A 16,150-nucleotide genomic window follows, 5' to 3' on the forward strand; every position below is an offset into this window, starting at 1 on the left:
ATAAATGTTTTATAACTGCGAGCCAATAAAGAAGTGCAAACGAATCGGATAATTGTCATCCGACAGTCCGGTCGCCACATCTAAACGAATTGGGCCAATCGGTGAAGCCCAACGAATCCCCAGCCCCGCACCATATTCTGTCGGATTACTAAAATCCTCATTATAGGCATTTCCGGCATCCGCAAATACTGCAGCGCGCCAGCCCTCCCTGAACTGATAATTATATTCCAGTGAAGCCACACCCAAAGCCTGTCCGCCCACTTTAAAGCCTTCAATTTCCGGAGAAAGACTCTTATAGTCAAAACCACGGATACTTTGATCACCGCCACTAAAATAGCGCAGGTTATAAGGTACTTTGGCAAAATCTTCAGTAAAGATATAACCCAGATCCGCACGTCCAACAAACTGGTGATCGGCATTTTCACCCAGTGAATAGATAAAACGCCAGCCTGCATTCACAATCGCCATATCGGCATCAGACAATAGAGCTTCACTGCCCAATTCGACTTTATAGGTTTGCTTAAAGCCCTTGGTCGGGTTCACGCGGCGATCACTATCAGTACGGGAAACTTCATAACCCACCAGTAAAGACTGCTGTTCATCTTCAGTATTGAATCTGAATGCTTCCGGAATCTGGCTAAAATCAACCGAACCATCCTGCGTCAGACGATCCAGACGGTAACGTAGACCGTAAGTTTGTTGCCAATTAGCACGCGGATTTTTAATAATCCGGTCAGCACCAAGTACCGCGGATTCAATTAACAGGCCATCACCTTGGGCCACACCATCACGTTCTTCACGCTCATAACCACCCACGATACTGATATAGTCATTAAGTGGATGGTTGTATGGAATATTATAACGGCCATCAATTGACTGACGGATTTGTGACAATTCAAGGTTGGCATCAAATGAGTGACCACGCTTGTTTACGATCGCGCGGCGATATTGTCCACGTAAGCGTGTTCCGGTATCCGTACCATAACCCAGACCGACTTCGGCACTGTTAAGACGGTCTGCATTCAGTGTCACAATCACCGGAATTTTTTTCTCTTCACGAGCCTGAGCCTTTAAACGTTCTTCTTCGTCTTCTTTGGTCTGCTGCTGAACCCGCAAAGTTCTTAAGTTTGGATTTTCTGCATCACGACTACCGGCGAACTGATCTTCATCCACCACATCCTGTGTAACTTCCTGATCGGATACTGGTGCAGCTTTCTTGGCCACACCTATTTCATCTTCTGAAAACTTCTGTTCTTCTATCAGACTCTGAATATCCGGTGCCAGTTCCAGCTCTCGATCAATAGGATCAGGACGAATTGTATCCACCAGCGTATAGTTAAAATAACGTGAGTTCGTCAGGTTGTTGGCCAAGCTATTCACACGCCAGAAGGTGTAGTCAGCACCATCTTCCCAGGTGACCAGACTTTCCAGTACATCACGATTCAATGGAAATTCTTTTTCAGGATCACTCATCCTGAACTCTACATTACCCAGTTTATAACGCTCACCTGTTTCAAAGCGCAGATTCACATCGGCTGTATTTTCGGGTTGGGCAATGCGCACATCATGCAAGCGCCAGTAAGCATCAAAATAACCATTGTCGCTGGCTGCGGTATTAATCCGGTCCTTGGTTTTTTCATAATCCCCATGGTTAAAGATATCACCTTCTTCCTGTTCAGGTAGAAGACTAATAACCTGGAACTGCGGCTGTTCACCACCTGGCCCACTAAACTCAATATTATGGGTATTGATAATGACCGGCTCATTCGGGGTTACATAAACTCTGACCCGGCTATCTGATAATTTTTCAAATCTGAACTGGGCATTGTAATAACCTACAGCTTGGGCAGCCTGATTGGACAGATTACGGAGTTGCGGTAATGCAGATGAAAAATCTTCAAAGGATTCCTGGGTAAAGCTAGAAAGTTTAGCTTTTACATTATTTCTAAGATTCGTATAACCTTCTGACTGGGCTTTACGATTCAATCCGCCATTGCTTTGTGTAGTGCCATTTCCATTCACAATGACCACATCTGCACTGATCCGAGGCAAACTGGCGGTCATAATCTGGCGAGGTGGACGTATTTTATAAAACAGTCGCTTGAAAATATTAGGGCGTTTATCATTTTCAGGCGTCGTTGGTGCAGGCAACTCGGATAAGGTCGCACCCGACTCATTTCTTTGGACAATAATCTGGCTATCGGCCTGAATGGACTGCATAAGCTGATCAACATTCACAGGTGCCTGATTGATTTCAACCAGTTCCTGCTGACTCATATCATTGACTACTGTTTTAGTTTGCACGGTCTGGCGATAGGCTTGCGCCTCGCGTTTCGCTTCTTCCGCAACCTGATAAATCTCGTTTGCCATGCTCTGGTCAATCGTTTGTACCGGCAGGCTTTCTAAATCATCAAACTCAATTGGCTGAAATTCACCCAGAGACGTTCCCATAGCCTGCTGTTCTTGCAGCATTTGCATACTATCTACAGTCGAAGTTTCAGGTTCTAAAGCTTCTTCAACTTTTTCTGTTGCTTCAGCCTCGGTTGTAGCTACCCCTTGTCGAACGGCTTCTTGGGATAACTCTTCGATCATTTCTGCCTGAGATAGTGCTACCGGAGTTTCCGTCTGCTCGGTTTGTGCCATGCCCTGATGCGATAACATCATGAAAAATATACTCATACATAGCCTGGCTCGGCCATGATACGGTACGAGAGACCCCATACTACGATTTAGCATCGTTTGTTTAAATTTTCTCTTTGCGGGCATAGCAAACTCTAAACGAATACATTCTTTAATTGATTATTTGACCGAAAAAGATAAGCTAAAGAACTTAAATTATTGGGTTTTGCCTTTACATGGACGAAAGTATCTTACATGATTTTTCTCAATGTTTACGTATATCTCACATTTCTTAATAAATCTTAATGTAGCACGTCTTATATGAACAACAATGAACATTTGTTAGCGAGCCGCCGCTTTTTACCCATGTTCCTAACCCAGTTTTTTGGTGCACTGAATGATAATGTTTTTAAACAGGCATTATTATTGGTGATTACCTATGGCTGGATTCAGCAACAATCAGCCAGTATTAGCACCTTAAATAACCTTGCTGCACTATTGTTCATTTTGCCTTATTTTATTTTCTCTGCGACGGCAGGCCAGATTGCAGATAAATATGAACGTTCCCAGCTGATTCGTTATTTAAAGATTTTTGAAATTGTGATCATGATTCTGGGCACCATTGGCTTCCTGCTCGGTCATTTATGGATTCTTCTGTTTGCCCTGTTTTTAATGGGCACTCAATCCACTTTTTTCGGCCCGATTAAATATGCCATTTTGCCTGAAGTATTAAAACCGGATGAATTAATGTCAGGTAACGCACTATTCCAGTCAGGTACATCACTGGCTATTCTGTTTGGTATGATCTTAGGCGGTGCAGTCATTGCGGCTTCTACAGGCAATCTGATCTGGATCAGCCTAACGGTGTTAAGTATTGCCGTGGTTGGCTATTTCTCCAGTCGTTATATTTTAAAGCAGAGCATTCCAGCACCCGAAATCAATATTGACTGGAATTTTTTCCGGACCAGCTTTCAGACCATTAAATATGCCAAAAGTTTACCGCTGGTTTTTTTAATTTTACTGGGTAACTCCTGGTACTGGTTTTATGGTGCAACTTATTTGACCCAGATTCCACAGCTTACCTTACAAAACCTGCATGCTTCTGAAAATGTTGCTAGTCTGCTTTTAACCTTTTTCTCTGTCGGAATCGGCTTAGGTTCTTATTTATGCCGCAGATTAGGCGGTACTGAGGTCAATATTAAAATGGTACCGATTGGCGCTATTGGTCTGGTGGTTTTTGCCTTATATCTAGCAGCAAGTCTTGCCTTTGTTCCGGAACATACCGGTACGTTACTCGGCTTGGCAGATGTATTCCAGCAAGGCTGGAGCTATTATCATGTGATGCTGGCGGTAACTTTACTGGGCATCAGTGGCGGTTTTTATATCGTGCCGCTGTATGCCATGATGCAAGCGCATTCTCCCCGCTCACATCGTGCACGTGTGGTTGCAGCAAATAACATCCTGAATGCCGTTTTCATGGTATCTTCTGCTATATTCTCGATTATTATTTTAAGCATTTTAGAGTCTGATCTTAAAATACTTTTCTGTATTACTGCAGTGTTGAGTGGCCTGTTTACTTTATGGCTGCTTTATAGATTGAAACCGATGATCAAAACCGCAAAAGCCCCTTTGGAGGATTAATTCATGCGTCAATATACAGGTGTCGATAAGCTTATTCATTCTTTTGACCAGGCATTACGCAGTCTTGTTCCAGGAACGACTTCCTCACAACGGGAAAATCCAGCCAAACCGGTTGAAACCCAGCTTACCGTGAGTGATGCCCGTCATGTAGCTGGGTTAATGCGCGTAAATCATAGTGGTGAGGTTTGTGCCCAAGCGCTTTATCATGGACAGGCATTAACTGCGAAGCTGCCAAATGTACGTCGGGAAATGGAACAGGCGGCAATTGAAGAACAGGATCATCTGGCCTGGTGTGAAGACCGCTTACAAGAACTGGATAGCCATACCAGTTTACTCAATCCGGTCTGGTACGGCCTTTCCTTTGGTATGGGTGCAATTGCCGGCATTGCGGGTGACAAATATAGTCTGGGTTTTGTTGCAGAAACCGAGCGTCAGGTGAGTATGCATTTACAGCATCATATTAGCCAGTTACCGCCGCAGGATGAACGTTCTCGTCGTATTCTGGAACAGATGAATGAAGATGAACTGCATCATCGGGATACAGCATTAAACGCTGGCGGTGTAGATCTACCCGTTCCAGTTAAGATCGCCATGACCGGTATTTCCAAGTTAATGACCAAAACCAGTTATTATATTTAAGTATTAAATAAAGCCCTCATTTTTGAGGGCTTTATTGTAATCAAAATAATTAAGGAAAAAATATTTTAAGAACTCTTTTTTTAAATTTTTTATTTATCATTATTTTATCTGCTATTTTTATTTAATTTATATTAAAAAAATTATTACTATTTTTTAATAAGAAATTTTAAGTCAACTTCTGATTAATTAAATCCCTAGTTTATCAACTCTCATTTTAAAATTTATCGTTCATATAACTTTCTGTTTCTTTATGTTTATATAGAGAACAGATTTACATAATTAAAAGATTACATTTACTTCATAAGCAATTAGTTAGATTAAATTTGATATTTACAGTCATAATAATCCATCAACAATGTAAATTCACTATTTGCTTTATATCTATGCATTCGTTAACTCAGTCAACTTCCCCGGAATTTTAAAGGACGGTTAAAATGGCTAATCAAGATAATGAAAAAGATACCGATAATTCAAATCGTGGATTCGCAGGCATGGAAGCGGAGAAACAACGCGAGATTGCAAGCCAAGGCGGGAGAGCTGCTCATGCAAGTGGTAATGCCCATGAATTTACTTCAGAAGAAGCTCGCGAAGCTTGTTCACGCAGCCACATAAATGACCGTGGTCGCAGCCGTGATGACGACGATGATGATGATGACGATCGTCGTGGCGGACGCGGTCGAGGTCGTGGCCGCAGCCGTGACGACGATGATGATGACGATCGTCGCGGTGGACGCGGCAGAGGTCGTGGCCGCAGCCGTGATGATGACGACGATGATGATGACGATCGTCGCGGTGGACGTGGCAGAGGTCGTGGCCGCAGCCGTGATGATGACGACGATGATGATGACGATCGTCGCGGTGGACGCGGCAGAGGTCGTGGCCGCAGCCGTGATGATGACGACGATGATGATGACGATCGTCGCGGTGGACGCGGTCGAGGTCGTGGCCGCAGCCGTGATGATGACGACGATGATGATGACGATCGTCATGGTGGACGTGGCAGAGGTCGTGGCCACAGCCGTGATGATGACGACGATGATGACGATCGTCATGGTGGACGTGGCAGAGGTCGTGTCCGCAGCCGTGATGATGACGACGATGATGATGACGATCGTCGTGGTGGACGTGGCAGAGGTCGTGGCCGCAGCCGTGATGATGACGACGATGATGACGATCGTCGTGGTGGACGCGGTCGAGGTCGTGGCCGCAGCCGTGATGATGACGACGATGATGATGATGACGATCGTCGCGGTGAACGCGGTCGAGGTCGTGGCCGAAGCCGTGATGATGACGATGATGATGACGATCATCGCGGTGGACGCGGCAGAGGTCGTGGTCGCAGCCGTGATGATGAGCACGACGATGATGATCGCCGCGGACGTTCCAGCAATGGAGGACGAAGAAGTCCACCACGTGATGACCGAGGAAGATTTACTTCTCGTTAATTCATTGCAATATAATTAGCTTTATAAACATAAAACGTGGATTTAGGTCCACGTTTTATTTAATACTTTCATTCTACTTTATCGATAAAGAAAAATAGAAATTATTTAAATCAATCTTGTAGATTTTTATTTTTTATCATCCTTATTTTTTGATATATTTAGATGACTATATTATTTAATATTTTTTATAAAAATTAAATTTTATTTAAAACCAAGTTAAAATATAATTACCTTCATGGTAAATTAATTAAAATTTAAAATATATTTATTGTTCTCTATTTTTTAAAATTGGTAGTAAAAATGATTATTTAGAGGTAATTTATGGAAACAGGTATTATTCTTGGCATTCTATTCGCAATTATTGTGTTGTTAGTTATTTTTTATAAAAAGAAAAAGTAAATAACAGTTTTTTGGCAAATACAGATCCCCTACTTACATAAAACTGAAAAATTCATTAGCTTAATTTCGAATCCAGATTAAATTTTGACTTGTGGATATTGAAGACGGCGATCATATTCAAATGCAGGATGAGACCAGATGTCATGCATCGGAATTTTAACATCCAGTGCAAGCGGTAATTTTTTAGGATTAAATTCCATCTGGTTTAAATCATTTCCCCATGCAATCAGGTCGACATCCAGGTTGATCTGATGAGATGGCCGAACCCGCCCCGAATCCGTTTCCATTTGCTTTAATAAATTAGTCATATCTTGAACAGGAACTTCACTGTATAGGAGGCAGGCCGCATTCCAGTAATGTGCCCCGATACTATCCCGACATGGAATGAGGTAAATTGGAGAAAACCAAACTTTCCCAAACTCGCTGATCCGCTGCTGGGCAGCCTGAAAATGTTGCTGTGGATGACAATTACTCGCCAGTGCTAGGGCGAATATCGTTGCGGTGGCGTTCAAGACGTATCCCTACAGAATTAGCTTGCGCGATAATGGCAGGCTTACGGATCGTAATCATAATCGATTCTACACTTTCAAAGGTAGCAAAAAGCGCGTCTAGTACCAGTTTTGCTGCATGTTCGATCAATTTTGGCTGGGCGTCCTGAATCACCCGCGCTGAAATCTCACAGATTTCGGCATAATTCAAAGTATCTTCCAGTTCATCTGACTGTGCCGCTTGTTCTAATTTGGTACGAATAGTGAGATCCAGCATTAAAGGCTGAATGATTTGACGCTCCCAAGTAAAGCAGCCGACTACTGTATCGACCTTTAAGCCTTCAATAATAATTGCGTCCATTTTAAAACTCGGAATTTAATATTTACCAATAATCTCCCTAAATCCCTCTTTAATAAAGATGGACTTTCATCACTTCTAATTATTTTGTAATGAAAGCCTCCCTTTATTAAAGGGAGGTCGGGAGGGATTAAATTAATGCTTTAACAGTAAATTTGGGTCCATGGTCTGGACCATCTGCAAACGCTGATCTGCATAGATGTCTGTATACGGCGCCAGAATTCGCATAAAACGGTCAAAATACAGCATTTGCTTAAACAATAAGGCAAAGTCACGTGGGAAACGAATACCATGGCGTTCACCGACTGCTACCATATCCATCATGATATCGTTAAGATCGGCTGGGCTTGAAGTCAGCAATTCCTGAGGATCAGCTAACATCACACCACTAAATAAACGTTCAAGATCAGCCGCAAGCACTTTGGTATCAATCTCAACTGCAGTCATACCCATTTTCAGCATGTTTTCTGCCATCAGGGTATAATTGGTATGCTGCAAGGCATCCATAAAGGCCATACACGCTGTCCAGACTTCTGGTTTAAGCTGGCCGACAATACCAAAATCAATAAAGCCCACACGACCATCTTCAAGCAGCATCAGATTACCCGCATGTAAATCAGCATGGAAACTGTTACACATCATCAGGCTGCCAAACCAGGTGTTCATTGCAGTGATGAGAACCTGTGATGGGTCTTTAGCGACCTTTTTCACCACTTCAAAATCAGTCAGTGGCACGCCATATAAACGTTGCATGGTCAGTACACGACGTGTTGAATATTGATGATAAACCTTAGGAGCAGTTGCTGCTTTATTATTGGTGATATTCAGATAATTGACGAAATCATCCAGATTTTGTGCTTCCTCGATGAAATCGACTTCACGCACCATTCGGGTTTTGATTTCTTCGACAATATCGGCCAATGAGGCAAATTTTACTTTCGGCACTGCTTTTTCCAGCAGTTTGGTCGCCCAATGCAATACATTTAAATCGGTATATAGAATTGTTTCCACACCCGGCTTTTGTACTTTAATAACTACATCTTCACCAGAAACCAGCTTAGCCGCATGTACCTGTGCAATGGAAGCCGAAGCCAGTGGTGCTTCTTCAATTGAGGCAAAGATTTCATCCAGATTGCGACCAGAAAACTCTGATGCCAATACTTCCTGAATATAGCTGAATGGCAAGGTCGGTGTTTGATCCAGACAACCCTGAAACTCTTCCACATATTCACGTGGAAACAGCGACGGCGTACTGGCAATAAACTGACCGAGCTTGATATAGGTTGAGCCTAAAGACTCAAATGTTTCACGCATGAGTTTGGCATTACTTGGCTTTTCAGTGGCATATTTAATGCCGGCCTTCGCCGCAACTACCGCGGTTTCACCCATACGGGCAACCGAACGTATTCCATCTAACCAGATATTTTTTTTCATAATGTCTTAGGAAAAATTAATTACATGCAGTGTAGCAAAAAAATTAAATTTTGCAGGCCTATCTTGCCTGACAGACCGGGCAATCTGTATCTTTTTCGAAACTTAAAATGCGCTGTTTAAAACTCAGACCATCCCAAAGTAGAAGTTTCTGTCTAAGTGGCATTTTACCCAGGCCTAAATAAAGCAAAGCATGATGAGCTTGCAAACTCGCCATCACATTTGGCGTAGTCGCCAAGACACCTGAGTCTGCGCAACGCAAACTGGTATCAGCCTGATGTTCAGGTGGAAACAGGCAGGCATAGCAAGCTGAATCCCCTTCCATCATGAACAGTTGTCCTTGCAAACCAATCGCAGAAGCACTGATTAAAGGTATATTCAGTTTTACACAGCTCTGATTGACCAGATAACGTGTCTCGAACTGATCACATCCATCCAGCACCAGATCTTGATGTTCAATAATACTTTCTGCATTTTCAATCATTAAAGCTTGATTAATATATTCAATCTGAATATTCGGATTAATCTGAGCCAGCCTTTTCGCGAGTATTTCTGCCTTATAAAAGCCTAAATCATTTGGCGTAAATGCCAGTTGTCGTTGCAGATTACTCATCTCGATGGTATCAGGATCAATCAGAGTAATTTTGCCTACACCTGCTCTAGCCAGAAGTTCTGCCAAGGCACAACCAATCCCGCCACATCCCACGATACAGACATTGGAAAATTTCAATTTTTCTTGGGCTTCAATATCCCAACCGTCCAAGAGAATCTGGCGGCTATATAAATGCAATTCAGCATCGGTGAGTTCAAACTCTGGGGATATGGCATCCATAGTCGATATAGACAACGTCGTTCCTTGTTTCGAAGATTTTTAAGAAGCATGTGCCACAAAAAGTGCATTTACCGAAATTTCAATATGTTGATAAATCTCAAGCAAATTAACTTCTCTGCGCATAAACAGCAAATCAATAAATGGCTTGGCAATACTAGCGCCAAATAGCATATCAGTTAAATGCTCCGTATCAAGCTGATAATGTCCTGATAAATATGTAATGGTCATATTATGAATGCACTTAACTTGATCTATATGCCACTTAATTTATTCACGTATTACATCTTCTGGCTAATCTCGTTCTTCTATTCCTTTATCACCCTGTAACTGTCTTCCGCTTGTTTAGCACTTCTGTAGCTGCTGCCTGCAATTCAGTAGGAAAATGTATCAGTTCAGTGAGACCCTCTGTATCCATTATCAAATATGATTAAGCTGCTTAAGGAATAGCAATTATCCTCGCTTTCAATAAATAGTATGGAGCATATAGATGAACGAACAAAATCAGCATAATAATCGTGAAAAATTATGGGAACTAATCAAAGATGTGCGTTACACCATGATCAGCCATGTAACCGAAAGTCAGGAAATTCATTCTCAGCCGATGACCATGCTCAATTCTGAGCAAATGAATGAAGATCAGAACTTGTATTTCATCATGCGTGATACCAATGATCTGGTGAAAGCTGCCACTACTGGTCGCACTCAGATTGGCCTGTCTTTCGCTAAACCTTCTGATGGTATTTATGTATCGATCAGCGCAAATGCACAGATCAGTACTGACCGTATTTTGATTGAAAAATTATGGAATCCATGGGCAGAAAACTGGTTTGAAGGTAAAGATGATCCTAGCGTACGTGTACTGATTGCTGAAGCTGAAAGTGCAGAATACTGGAATGTCACTGATAATAAAGTAACTCAGCTATTTAAGGCACTAAAAGGTGGCGTAACTGGCGAAGCTGGGGAACCGGATGCTGAGCACAAAAAAGTTGATCTATAAGTAAATAAGAATTCCACTTTCAATTTAGCCTCTTAATAAGAGGCTAAATTTTTGATTTATTCTATTTAAAAGATGAATAGTATTACATTGTAATGACAATTATATTCTCTCATAACTTCTAAAATAAACAAATTAACCATATAAAAAAGGCCGCAATTGCGACCTTTTCACTATATTTAAATGAATATATTAACTGACCTGTTTAATACCCTGAATCTTGACAATTTCCTGCTGTTTAAGCAGATTACGCTGAATTTTACCGCTAGAGGTTTTAGGCAAATCACTTACAAACTCGATCTCTTTCGGATAGGCATGTTTAGATAAACGGGAACGCACATAGTTTTGCAATTTCAGCATCAGTTCTTCACTAGCGTCATATTGTGCTTTAAGCACTACAAAGGCTTTCACAATTTCGGTACGTTCCGGATCTGGCTTTCCAACCACAGCGGACTCCAACACCTCTTCACACTCCAGCAAGGTACTTTCTACATCAAAAGGTCCAACTCGATAACCCGAAGTCGTAATGACATCATCCGCACGACCAATGAAATCTATTCCACCATGCTCATTCAGTTTTACGGTATCACCCGTTAAATAGTACTGTCCCACAAAGGCTTTACGATTATTGCCGCCATAGCCTTCGAACCACATCAAAGGTGAGGCTGAGCAGTCCATAGCCAAGGTCCCAATGCCGCCTTTTTCGACTTCCTCATGCTCTTTATTTAAAACTGCAAAACGATGTCCTGGAATGGCAAAGCCAGCGGAACCGATTTTCTTGTGATGCTCCAGCGCATGATGATTGGCAATCACCATTCCCAGTTCCGTCTGTCCATACTGGTCGTAGATATTGACGTCCATTTCATGATTAAACCATTGAATGACTTCAGGCGTTAATGGCTCACCTGCACTACTGACCACACGTAAACACGAGCTAATCTCAGCATCAAATTTTTCCTTAAAGCCATAGAACATCCGGAATGCGGTTGGAGAACCGGTCAGGTTATTTACCCGATATTTTTTAATGATTTCAACAGCATTGTCTACGCTAAAAGCACGTTCATCCATAATGATGCTATGTCCCAAACTTAATGGACCTGCAATCCCATAATACAGACCATAAGCCCAACCCGGATCTGCCAGATTCCAGAAAGTATCTTCGTCACGTAAATCTACGGCGTGCAGCATATAGCCTTTAAATGCCAGTAAAGCTTTAAGCGGAACAGGCACTGATTTTGCCAGTCCTGTTGTACCTGAAGTAAACATCATCAGGAAAATGTCACTAAAACGACCTTGAACCGGCTCAAATTCAGTTGAACATTTCTTGAGCTCTGTCCAGAAATCAGCATCCTGATTGGTACTTTCAGGAGTTTGATGTACGGTTAAAATATGTGGAATATCGAGATTATCTAGTTTTGCACGCTGTTCCTGGTTGGTAATAATCAGTCGGGTATGTGCGGTATTAATACGATGCTCGATTGCCTTGCTTTCAAAAGCGGTAAATAAAGGCTGATAAATTGCACCAATACGCCAGGTAGCTAGAATGGTAATTAATAATTCTGGGGTTCGTGGGAGCAAACCAGCAATACAGTCACCTGCTTCTAAACCCAGTGAGGTCATATAATGAGCCAGTTGTCCTGAAGCCTCGGCCAATTGTTCAAAAGTCCAATATTGGGTCTTGCCATTTTTACCTTCCCAGATTAACGCGATCCGGTTTTGTCCCAGAAAACGTCCACAGCATTCTGTATAGGCATTGAGTGCATCTGGCGTTCCTGCCAGATGTTGTTGAACCATAGTGTCAAAATTAAATTCACGATACGCTTGTTCTAGTGTCTTCATCACGACAACCTCTATTCCGTTTATAAACAGACTTTATGTCTGTGTCCGTTGTATTTGTTGTTCTGTCTACTGCCTGCGAATTCCATTGCAATGCCGGTTTTATATAACATGCCCTATTGCTAGGACATGTTAGGTGTCACTCTGCTGAGTCACTTTTCGCTTAATCAATAATTGACCATGTTTTATAGACCATCACAATTCCCATATCCCTCAAATGAGCTGCAAGATTTGAACAGTCGGCTATTTCATGACTTTTAAACTTTGCTCACTTCCCGGGCAATGACCAGACGCTGAATATCAGATGCACCTTCATAAATCTGGCTCACTCTGACATCACGGTAAATACGTTCGACCGGGAAATCTGAGACATAACCATAACCGCCATGAATCTGAATCGCATCCGAGCAGACTCGCTCTGCAATCGTCGAAGCAAACAGTTTAGCCATGGACGCCTCTTTTAAGCATGGTAATCCTGCATCTTTAAGCGTTGCTGCATGTAAGACCAGTTGTCTTGCAGCCTCAATCTGGGTGGCCATATCTGCGAGACGGAACGCTACCGCCTGATGCTGTACCAGCTCTACACCAAAGGATTTACGTTCATTGGCATATTCAACGGCAGCATCCAGTGCAGCTCGTGCCATACCTACAGATTGTGCCGCAATCCCGATCCGGCCAGATTCCAGATTAGACAAGGCAATCTTGTAGCCTTCACCTTCTTGACCTAACAGGTTCTCAGCCGGAATCCGGCATTGATCAAAAATAATGGTCGCGGTATCGGAACAATGCTGCCCCATTTTTTCTTCCAGATTCGAGACGATATATCCTGGACTATCGGTAGGTACCAAGAAACATGAGATTCCTTTTTTGCCTGCAGATTTATCTGTCACTGCAAATACCAGTGCAATCTGGGCATGCTTACCGGTGGTGATAAACTGCTTGGTGCCATTTAATACCCATTCATCACTATCTCGTTCTGCCTTACATTCCAGTGCGCTGGCATCGGAACCGGCTTGAGGTTCAGTCAGGCAGAAACACCCTAACCATTCACCGGTCGCCAGTTTAGTCAGGTATTTCTGCTTTTGTTCCTCTGTACCATAACGCTGGGTAATCCCGCAAGGTAGTGAATTCTGCACACTGACAATGGTCGAGATGGCTCCATCTCCAGCCGCGATTTCCTCAAGGGCCAGTACCAACGACACATAGTCCAGACCTGCTCCACCCCATTGTTCAGACACGGTCATGCCAAGTGCACCGAGTTCACCGAGTTCTTTCAATTCCTGTGCTGGAAATTGTGCCGTTTTATCCCTTAAACCAGCAGTGGGTTTCAGTTTTTGTTGCGAATAGTTTCGCATCATTCCCTGAATCATTTTCTGTTCGTCATTTAAAAGCACTGCGTATATCCCTTACTTATCTTTTAATTTTCTATATAGAGTGAATAAACCTATCTACTCTGACTTTTGTATTTCGCTTCGTTGGCTCGAACTTATTTTGGAGCCATACGGATGGCACCATCTAGACGAATCACTTCACCGTTTAGATAGCTATTTTCAAAAATATGACCCACTAACTGGGCAAATTCCTGAGGTTTGGCCAGACGCGGTGGAAATGGAACCATCTGTCCCAGAGCATCCTGTACATTTTGCGGCATGCCTTTCAGCATTGGGGTTTCCATAATGCCGGGGGCAATGGTCATGACACGAATCGCTTCACGCGCCAGCTCACGTGCTAGTGGCAGCGTCATCGCAACGACCGCACCTTTAGACGCAGAATAAGCTGTCTGACCAATCTGACCATCAAAGGCTGCAACTGAAGCCGTATTCACAATCACGCCACGCTCTTCTTCATCGGTTTGCAGCTCATACTTAGCGATTAAAGCCGCCGCAAAACGCAGCATATTGAATGTACCACTTACATTGATATTCAACACTTTCTGGAACATTGCCAGTTCATGAATTCCATTACGGCCCAATACCTTGGCAGAAGGTGCAATACCAGCACAGTTCACCAAGCCATTGAGTTGGCCATACTTGTTTTCAACATGATTAAAGAAAGCTTCAACCGTCTGCTCATCCGTTACATCCAGTTGAACAAATTCAGCCTGCTCACCCAGTTGCTGTTGTAAAGCATTGCCCTGTTCCTGGTTCATATCGACCAGAATCACTTTTGCACCCTGTTCTACCAGATGAGTCGCTGTGGCTGCACCCAGACCTGATGCACCACCAGTTACCACAATCACTTTTCCCTGAATTTTCATGTTAATGTCCTGTTCCTATTTTTATGACAAGCTACGACTTAATAGGCAGAGTAAACAGAGATTTTATTCTGTACAATTTCCAAATGTTGCATCTTGATTGAGGCATTTTGACAATAAAAAAGGGATATCTGACTGGCTATGCAATTACCAGCCTTGGAATATAGTAAGGGAACCATCTCGATTGATCTGGTTCATGAAGCACTGCTGAATGCCAAAGCACAGCATTATGATATTGCTGCGATTCTAACTAAGGCTGCCATTCCTTTAGAGATTCTTCACTCTGCTAAAGCACGGGTGTCAGTGGCGCAATATGCCGCGCTATGGACTGTACTTGCCGATAATATGAATGACGAATTTTTTGGCATGGACAGCCATCCAATGCGCCGTGGCAGTTTCAAATTACTATCTAAAATGCTGTTACAGACCGATACGCTGGAAAAAGCTCTGCAGCAAATCCTGCAATTTTTTAATCTGATTCTGGATGATCTGCACAGCACACTGATGGTCGAGGAAAACTTTGCCTATATCGTGATCTATGACCAGAAACAGACCAAGCGCATGTTTAGTTATGCAACCTATCTAATGCTGATCCATACCCTGCTATGCTGGTTAAGCGGACAGCGGATTTTACTCAATCAGATCCAACTGAAATGTGCCGCGCCACTCGATGATTTTGATTATAAAGTCCGTTTTTGTGAACAGATTGAATATCAGGCCAGTGAAAACTATATCCAGTTTGATGCCGCCTATTTGCAGCTCCCGGTAAAACAGGATCAGACCTCCTGGTATCAGTTTATTCAGCAGACTCCGCATAACCTGCTGGTTCGCTTTAAAAATCCTTATGCGCTAAGTACACAGATCCGCAAACAGCTTTTGAAAGTACCTCCGGTTGAATGGCTGGAACTGAATGAGCTGGCTTTGAAAATGAATATGTCTGAAGCCACCATGCAACGGCGTCTTAAAAATGAAGGTGTGACTTATCAACAGCTCAAAAATGAAATTCGTCGTGATACAGCCATTGAGCTGTTAACCCGTACAGATCAAAGTTTGCAGGACATCAGTGATCAGCTTAACTTTCAGGAAGTCAGTGCTTTTCATCGCGCCTTTAAAAAATGGACAGGGGTTAGTCCAGGTGCCTATAGACAAAATACTACTAGATAATTTATATTTAATAAGACTTAAAAACGATTAAAATTCAGCGTATAAATTTA

14 protein-coding genes are annotated in these 16,150 nt (G+C 42.7%); 5 read left to right on the forward strand and 9 right to left on the reverse strand.

From position 1 onward, the window contains the following. Positions 1–9: 9 nt before the first annotated feature. Positions 10–2,766 (reverse strand): autotransporter assembly complex protein TamA, encoded by a 2,757-nt coding sequence (locus ACWM1W_RS08575; RefSeq protein WP_375725787.1) that lies wholly within the window; start codon positions 2,764–2,766, stop codon positions 10–12. 174 nt (positions 2,767–2,940) lie between these two features. Between ACWM1W_RS08575 and ACWM1W_RS08580 the strand changes: the two genes are divergently transcribed. From ACWM1W_RS08580 to ACWM1W_RS08590, 3 genes are all read left to right on the forward strand, one after another. Beyond that, positions 2,941–4,260 (forward strand): MFS transporter, encoded by a 1,320-nt coding sequence (locus ACWM1W_RS08580; RefSeq protein ID WP_313583310.1) that lies wholly within the window; start codon positions 2,941–2,943, stop codon positions 4,258–4,260. Between the two features lie 3 nt (positions 4,261–4,263). Further along, positions 4,264–4,899: a 2-polyprenyl-3-methyl-6-methoxy-1,4-benzoquinone monooxygenase gene (gene coq7, locus ACWM1W_RS08585; protein ID WP_313583312.1), complete on the forward strand. Its 636-nt coding sequence runs from the start codon at positions 4,264–4,266 to the stop codon at positions 4,897–4,899. A gap of 434 nt (positions 4,900–5,333) precedes the next feature. Continuing rightward, on the forward strand, positions 5,334–6,344 hold the full coding sequence (locus ACWM1W_RS08590; protein WP_461603199.1) for a KGG domain-containing protein: 1,011 nt from the start codon (positions 5,334–5,336) through the stop codon (positions 6,342–6,344). A 476-nt stretch (positions 6,345–6,820) separates the two neighbouring features. Here the strand turns inward: ACWM1W_RS08590 and ACWM1W_RS08595 are convergent, their stop codons facing one another. The 5 genes from ACWM1W_RS08595 to ACWM1W_RS08615 all read right to left on the reverse strand — a co-directional run bounded on the left by ACWM1W_RS08595 (position 6,821) and on the right by ACWM1W_RS08615 (position 10,080). Beyond that, a complete protein-coding gene (locus ACWM1W_RS08595) occupies positions 6,821–7,255 on the reverse strand; it encodes a 2-amino-4-hydroxy-6-hydroxymethyldihydropteridine diphosphokinase (protein ID WP_461603200.1) in 435 nt (144 codons plus the stop codon). Next, a complete protein-coding gene (gene folB, locus ACWM1W_RS08600; RefSeq protein ID WP_034171633.1) occupies positions 7,212–7,592 on the reverse strand; it encodes a dihydroneopterin aldolase in 381 nt (126 codons plus the stop codon). The genes ACWM1W_RS08595 and folB overlap by 44 nt, the downstream gene beginning before the upstream one ends. 132 nt (positions 7,593–7,724) lie before the next feature. Next, complete coding sequence (locus tag ACWM1W_RS08605; RefSeq protein ID WP_005235976.1) at positions 7,725–9,023, reverse strand: ABC1 kinase family protein; 1,299 nt, start codon at positions 9,021–9,023, stop codon at positions 7,725–7,727. A 58-nt stretch (positions 9,024–9,081) separates the two neighbouring features. Beyond that, positions 9,082–9,852 (reverse strand): HesA/MoeB/ThiF family protein, encoded by a 771-nt coding sequence (locus ACWM1W_RS08610; RefSeq protein WP_214002305.1) that lies wholly within the window; start codon positions 9,850–9,852, stop codon positions 9,082–9,084. Positions 9,853–9,891: 39 nt separating this feature from the next. After that, positions 9,892–10,080, reverse strand: a complete 189-nt coding sequence (locus tag ACWM1W_RS08615; protein WP_005235980.1) for a hypothetical protein — start codon at positions 10,078–10,080, stop codon at positions 9,892–9,894. Between the two features lie 259 nt (positions 10,081–10,339). Between ACWM1W_RS08615 and ACWM1W_RS08620 the strand changes: the two genes are divergently transcribed. Beyond that, complete coding sequence (locus ACWM1W_RS08620; protein ID WP_034704527.1) at positions 10,340–10,849, forward strand: pyridoxamine 5'-phosphate oxidase family protein; 510 nt, start codon at positions 10,340–10,342, stop codon at positions 10,847–10,849. Positions 10,850–11,038: 189 nt separating this feature from the next. Here the strand turns inward: ACWM1W_RS08620 and ACWM1W_RS08625 are convergent, their stop codons facing one another. From ACWM1W_RS08625 to ACWM1W_RS08635, 3 genes are all read right to left on the reverse strand, one after another. Further along, positions 11,039–12,685 carry an AMP-binding protein gene (locus ACWM1W_RS08625; protein WP_375725600.1) on the reverse strand — a complete coding sequence of 549 codons (1,647 nt, stop codon included), beginning with the start codon at positions 12,683–12,685 and terminating at the stop codon, positions 11,039–11,041. 254 nt (positions 12,686–12,939) lie between these two features. Next, on the reverse strand, positions 12,940–14,076 hold the full coding sequence (locus ACWM1W_RS08630; protein WP_313399928.1) for an acyl-CoA dehydrogenase family protein: 1,137 nt from the start codon (positions 14,074–14,076) through the stop codon (positions 12,940–12,942). A gap of 92 nt (positions 14,077–14,168) precedes the next feature. Further along, the gene (locus ACWM1W_RS08635; RefSeq protein ID WP_375725599.1) at positions 14,169–14,939 is read right to left on the reverse strand and encodes a 3-hydroxyacyl-CoA dehydrogenase; all 771 of its coding nucleotides are present in this window, start codon (positions 14,937–14,939) and stop codon (positions 14,169–14,171) included. Between the two features lie 138 nt (positions 14,940–15,077). On the opposite strand from ACWM1W_RS08635, the gene ACWM1W_RS08640 reads away from it, so the two are divergent. After that, positions 15,078–16,100, forward strand: coding sequence for an AraC family transcriptional regulator (locus tag ACWM1W_RS08640; RefSeq protein WP_375725598.1), 1,023 nt, complete (start codon positions 15,078–15,080; stop codon positions 16,098–16,100). Positions 16,101–16,150: the final 50 nt, after the last annotated feature.

This window comes from Acinetobacter sp. TW_SC_4, assembly GCF_054861205.1.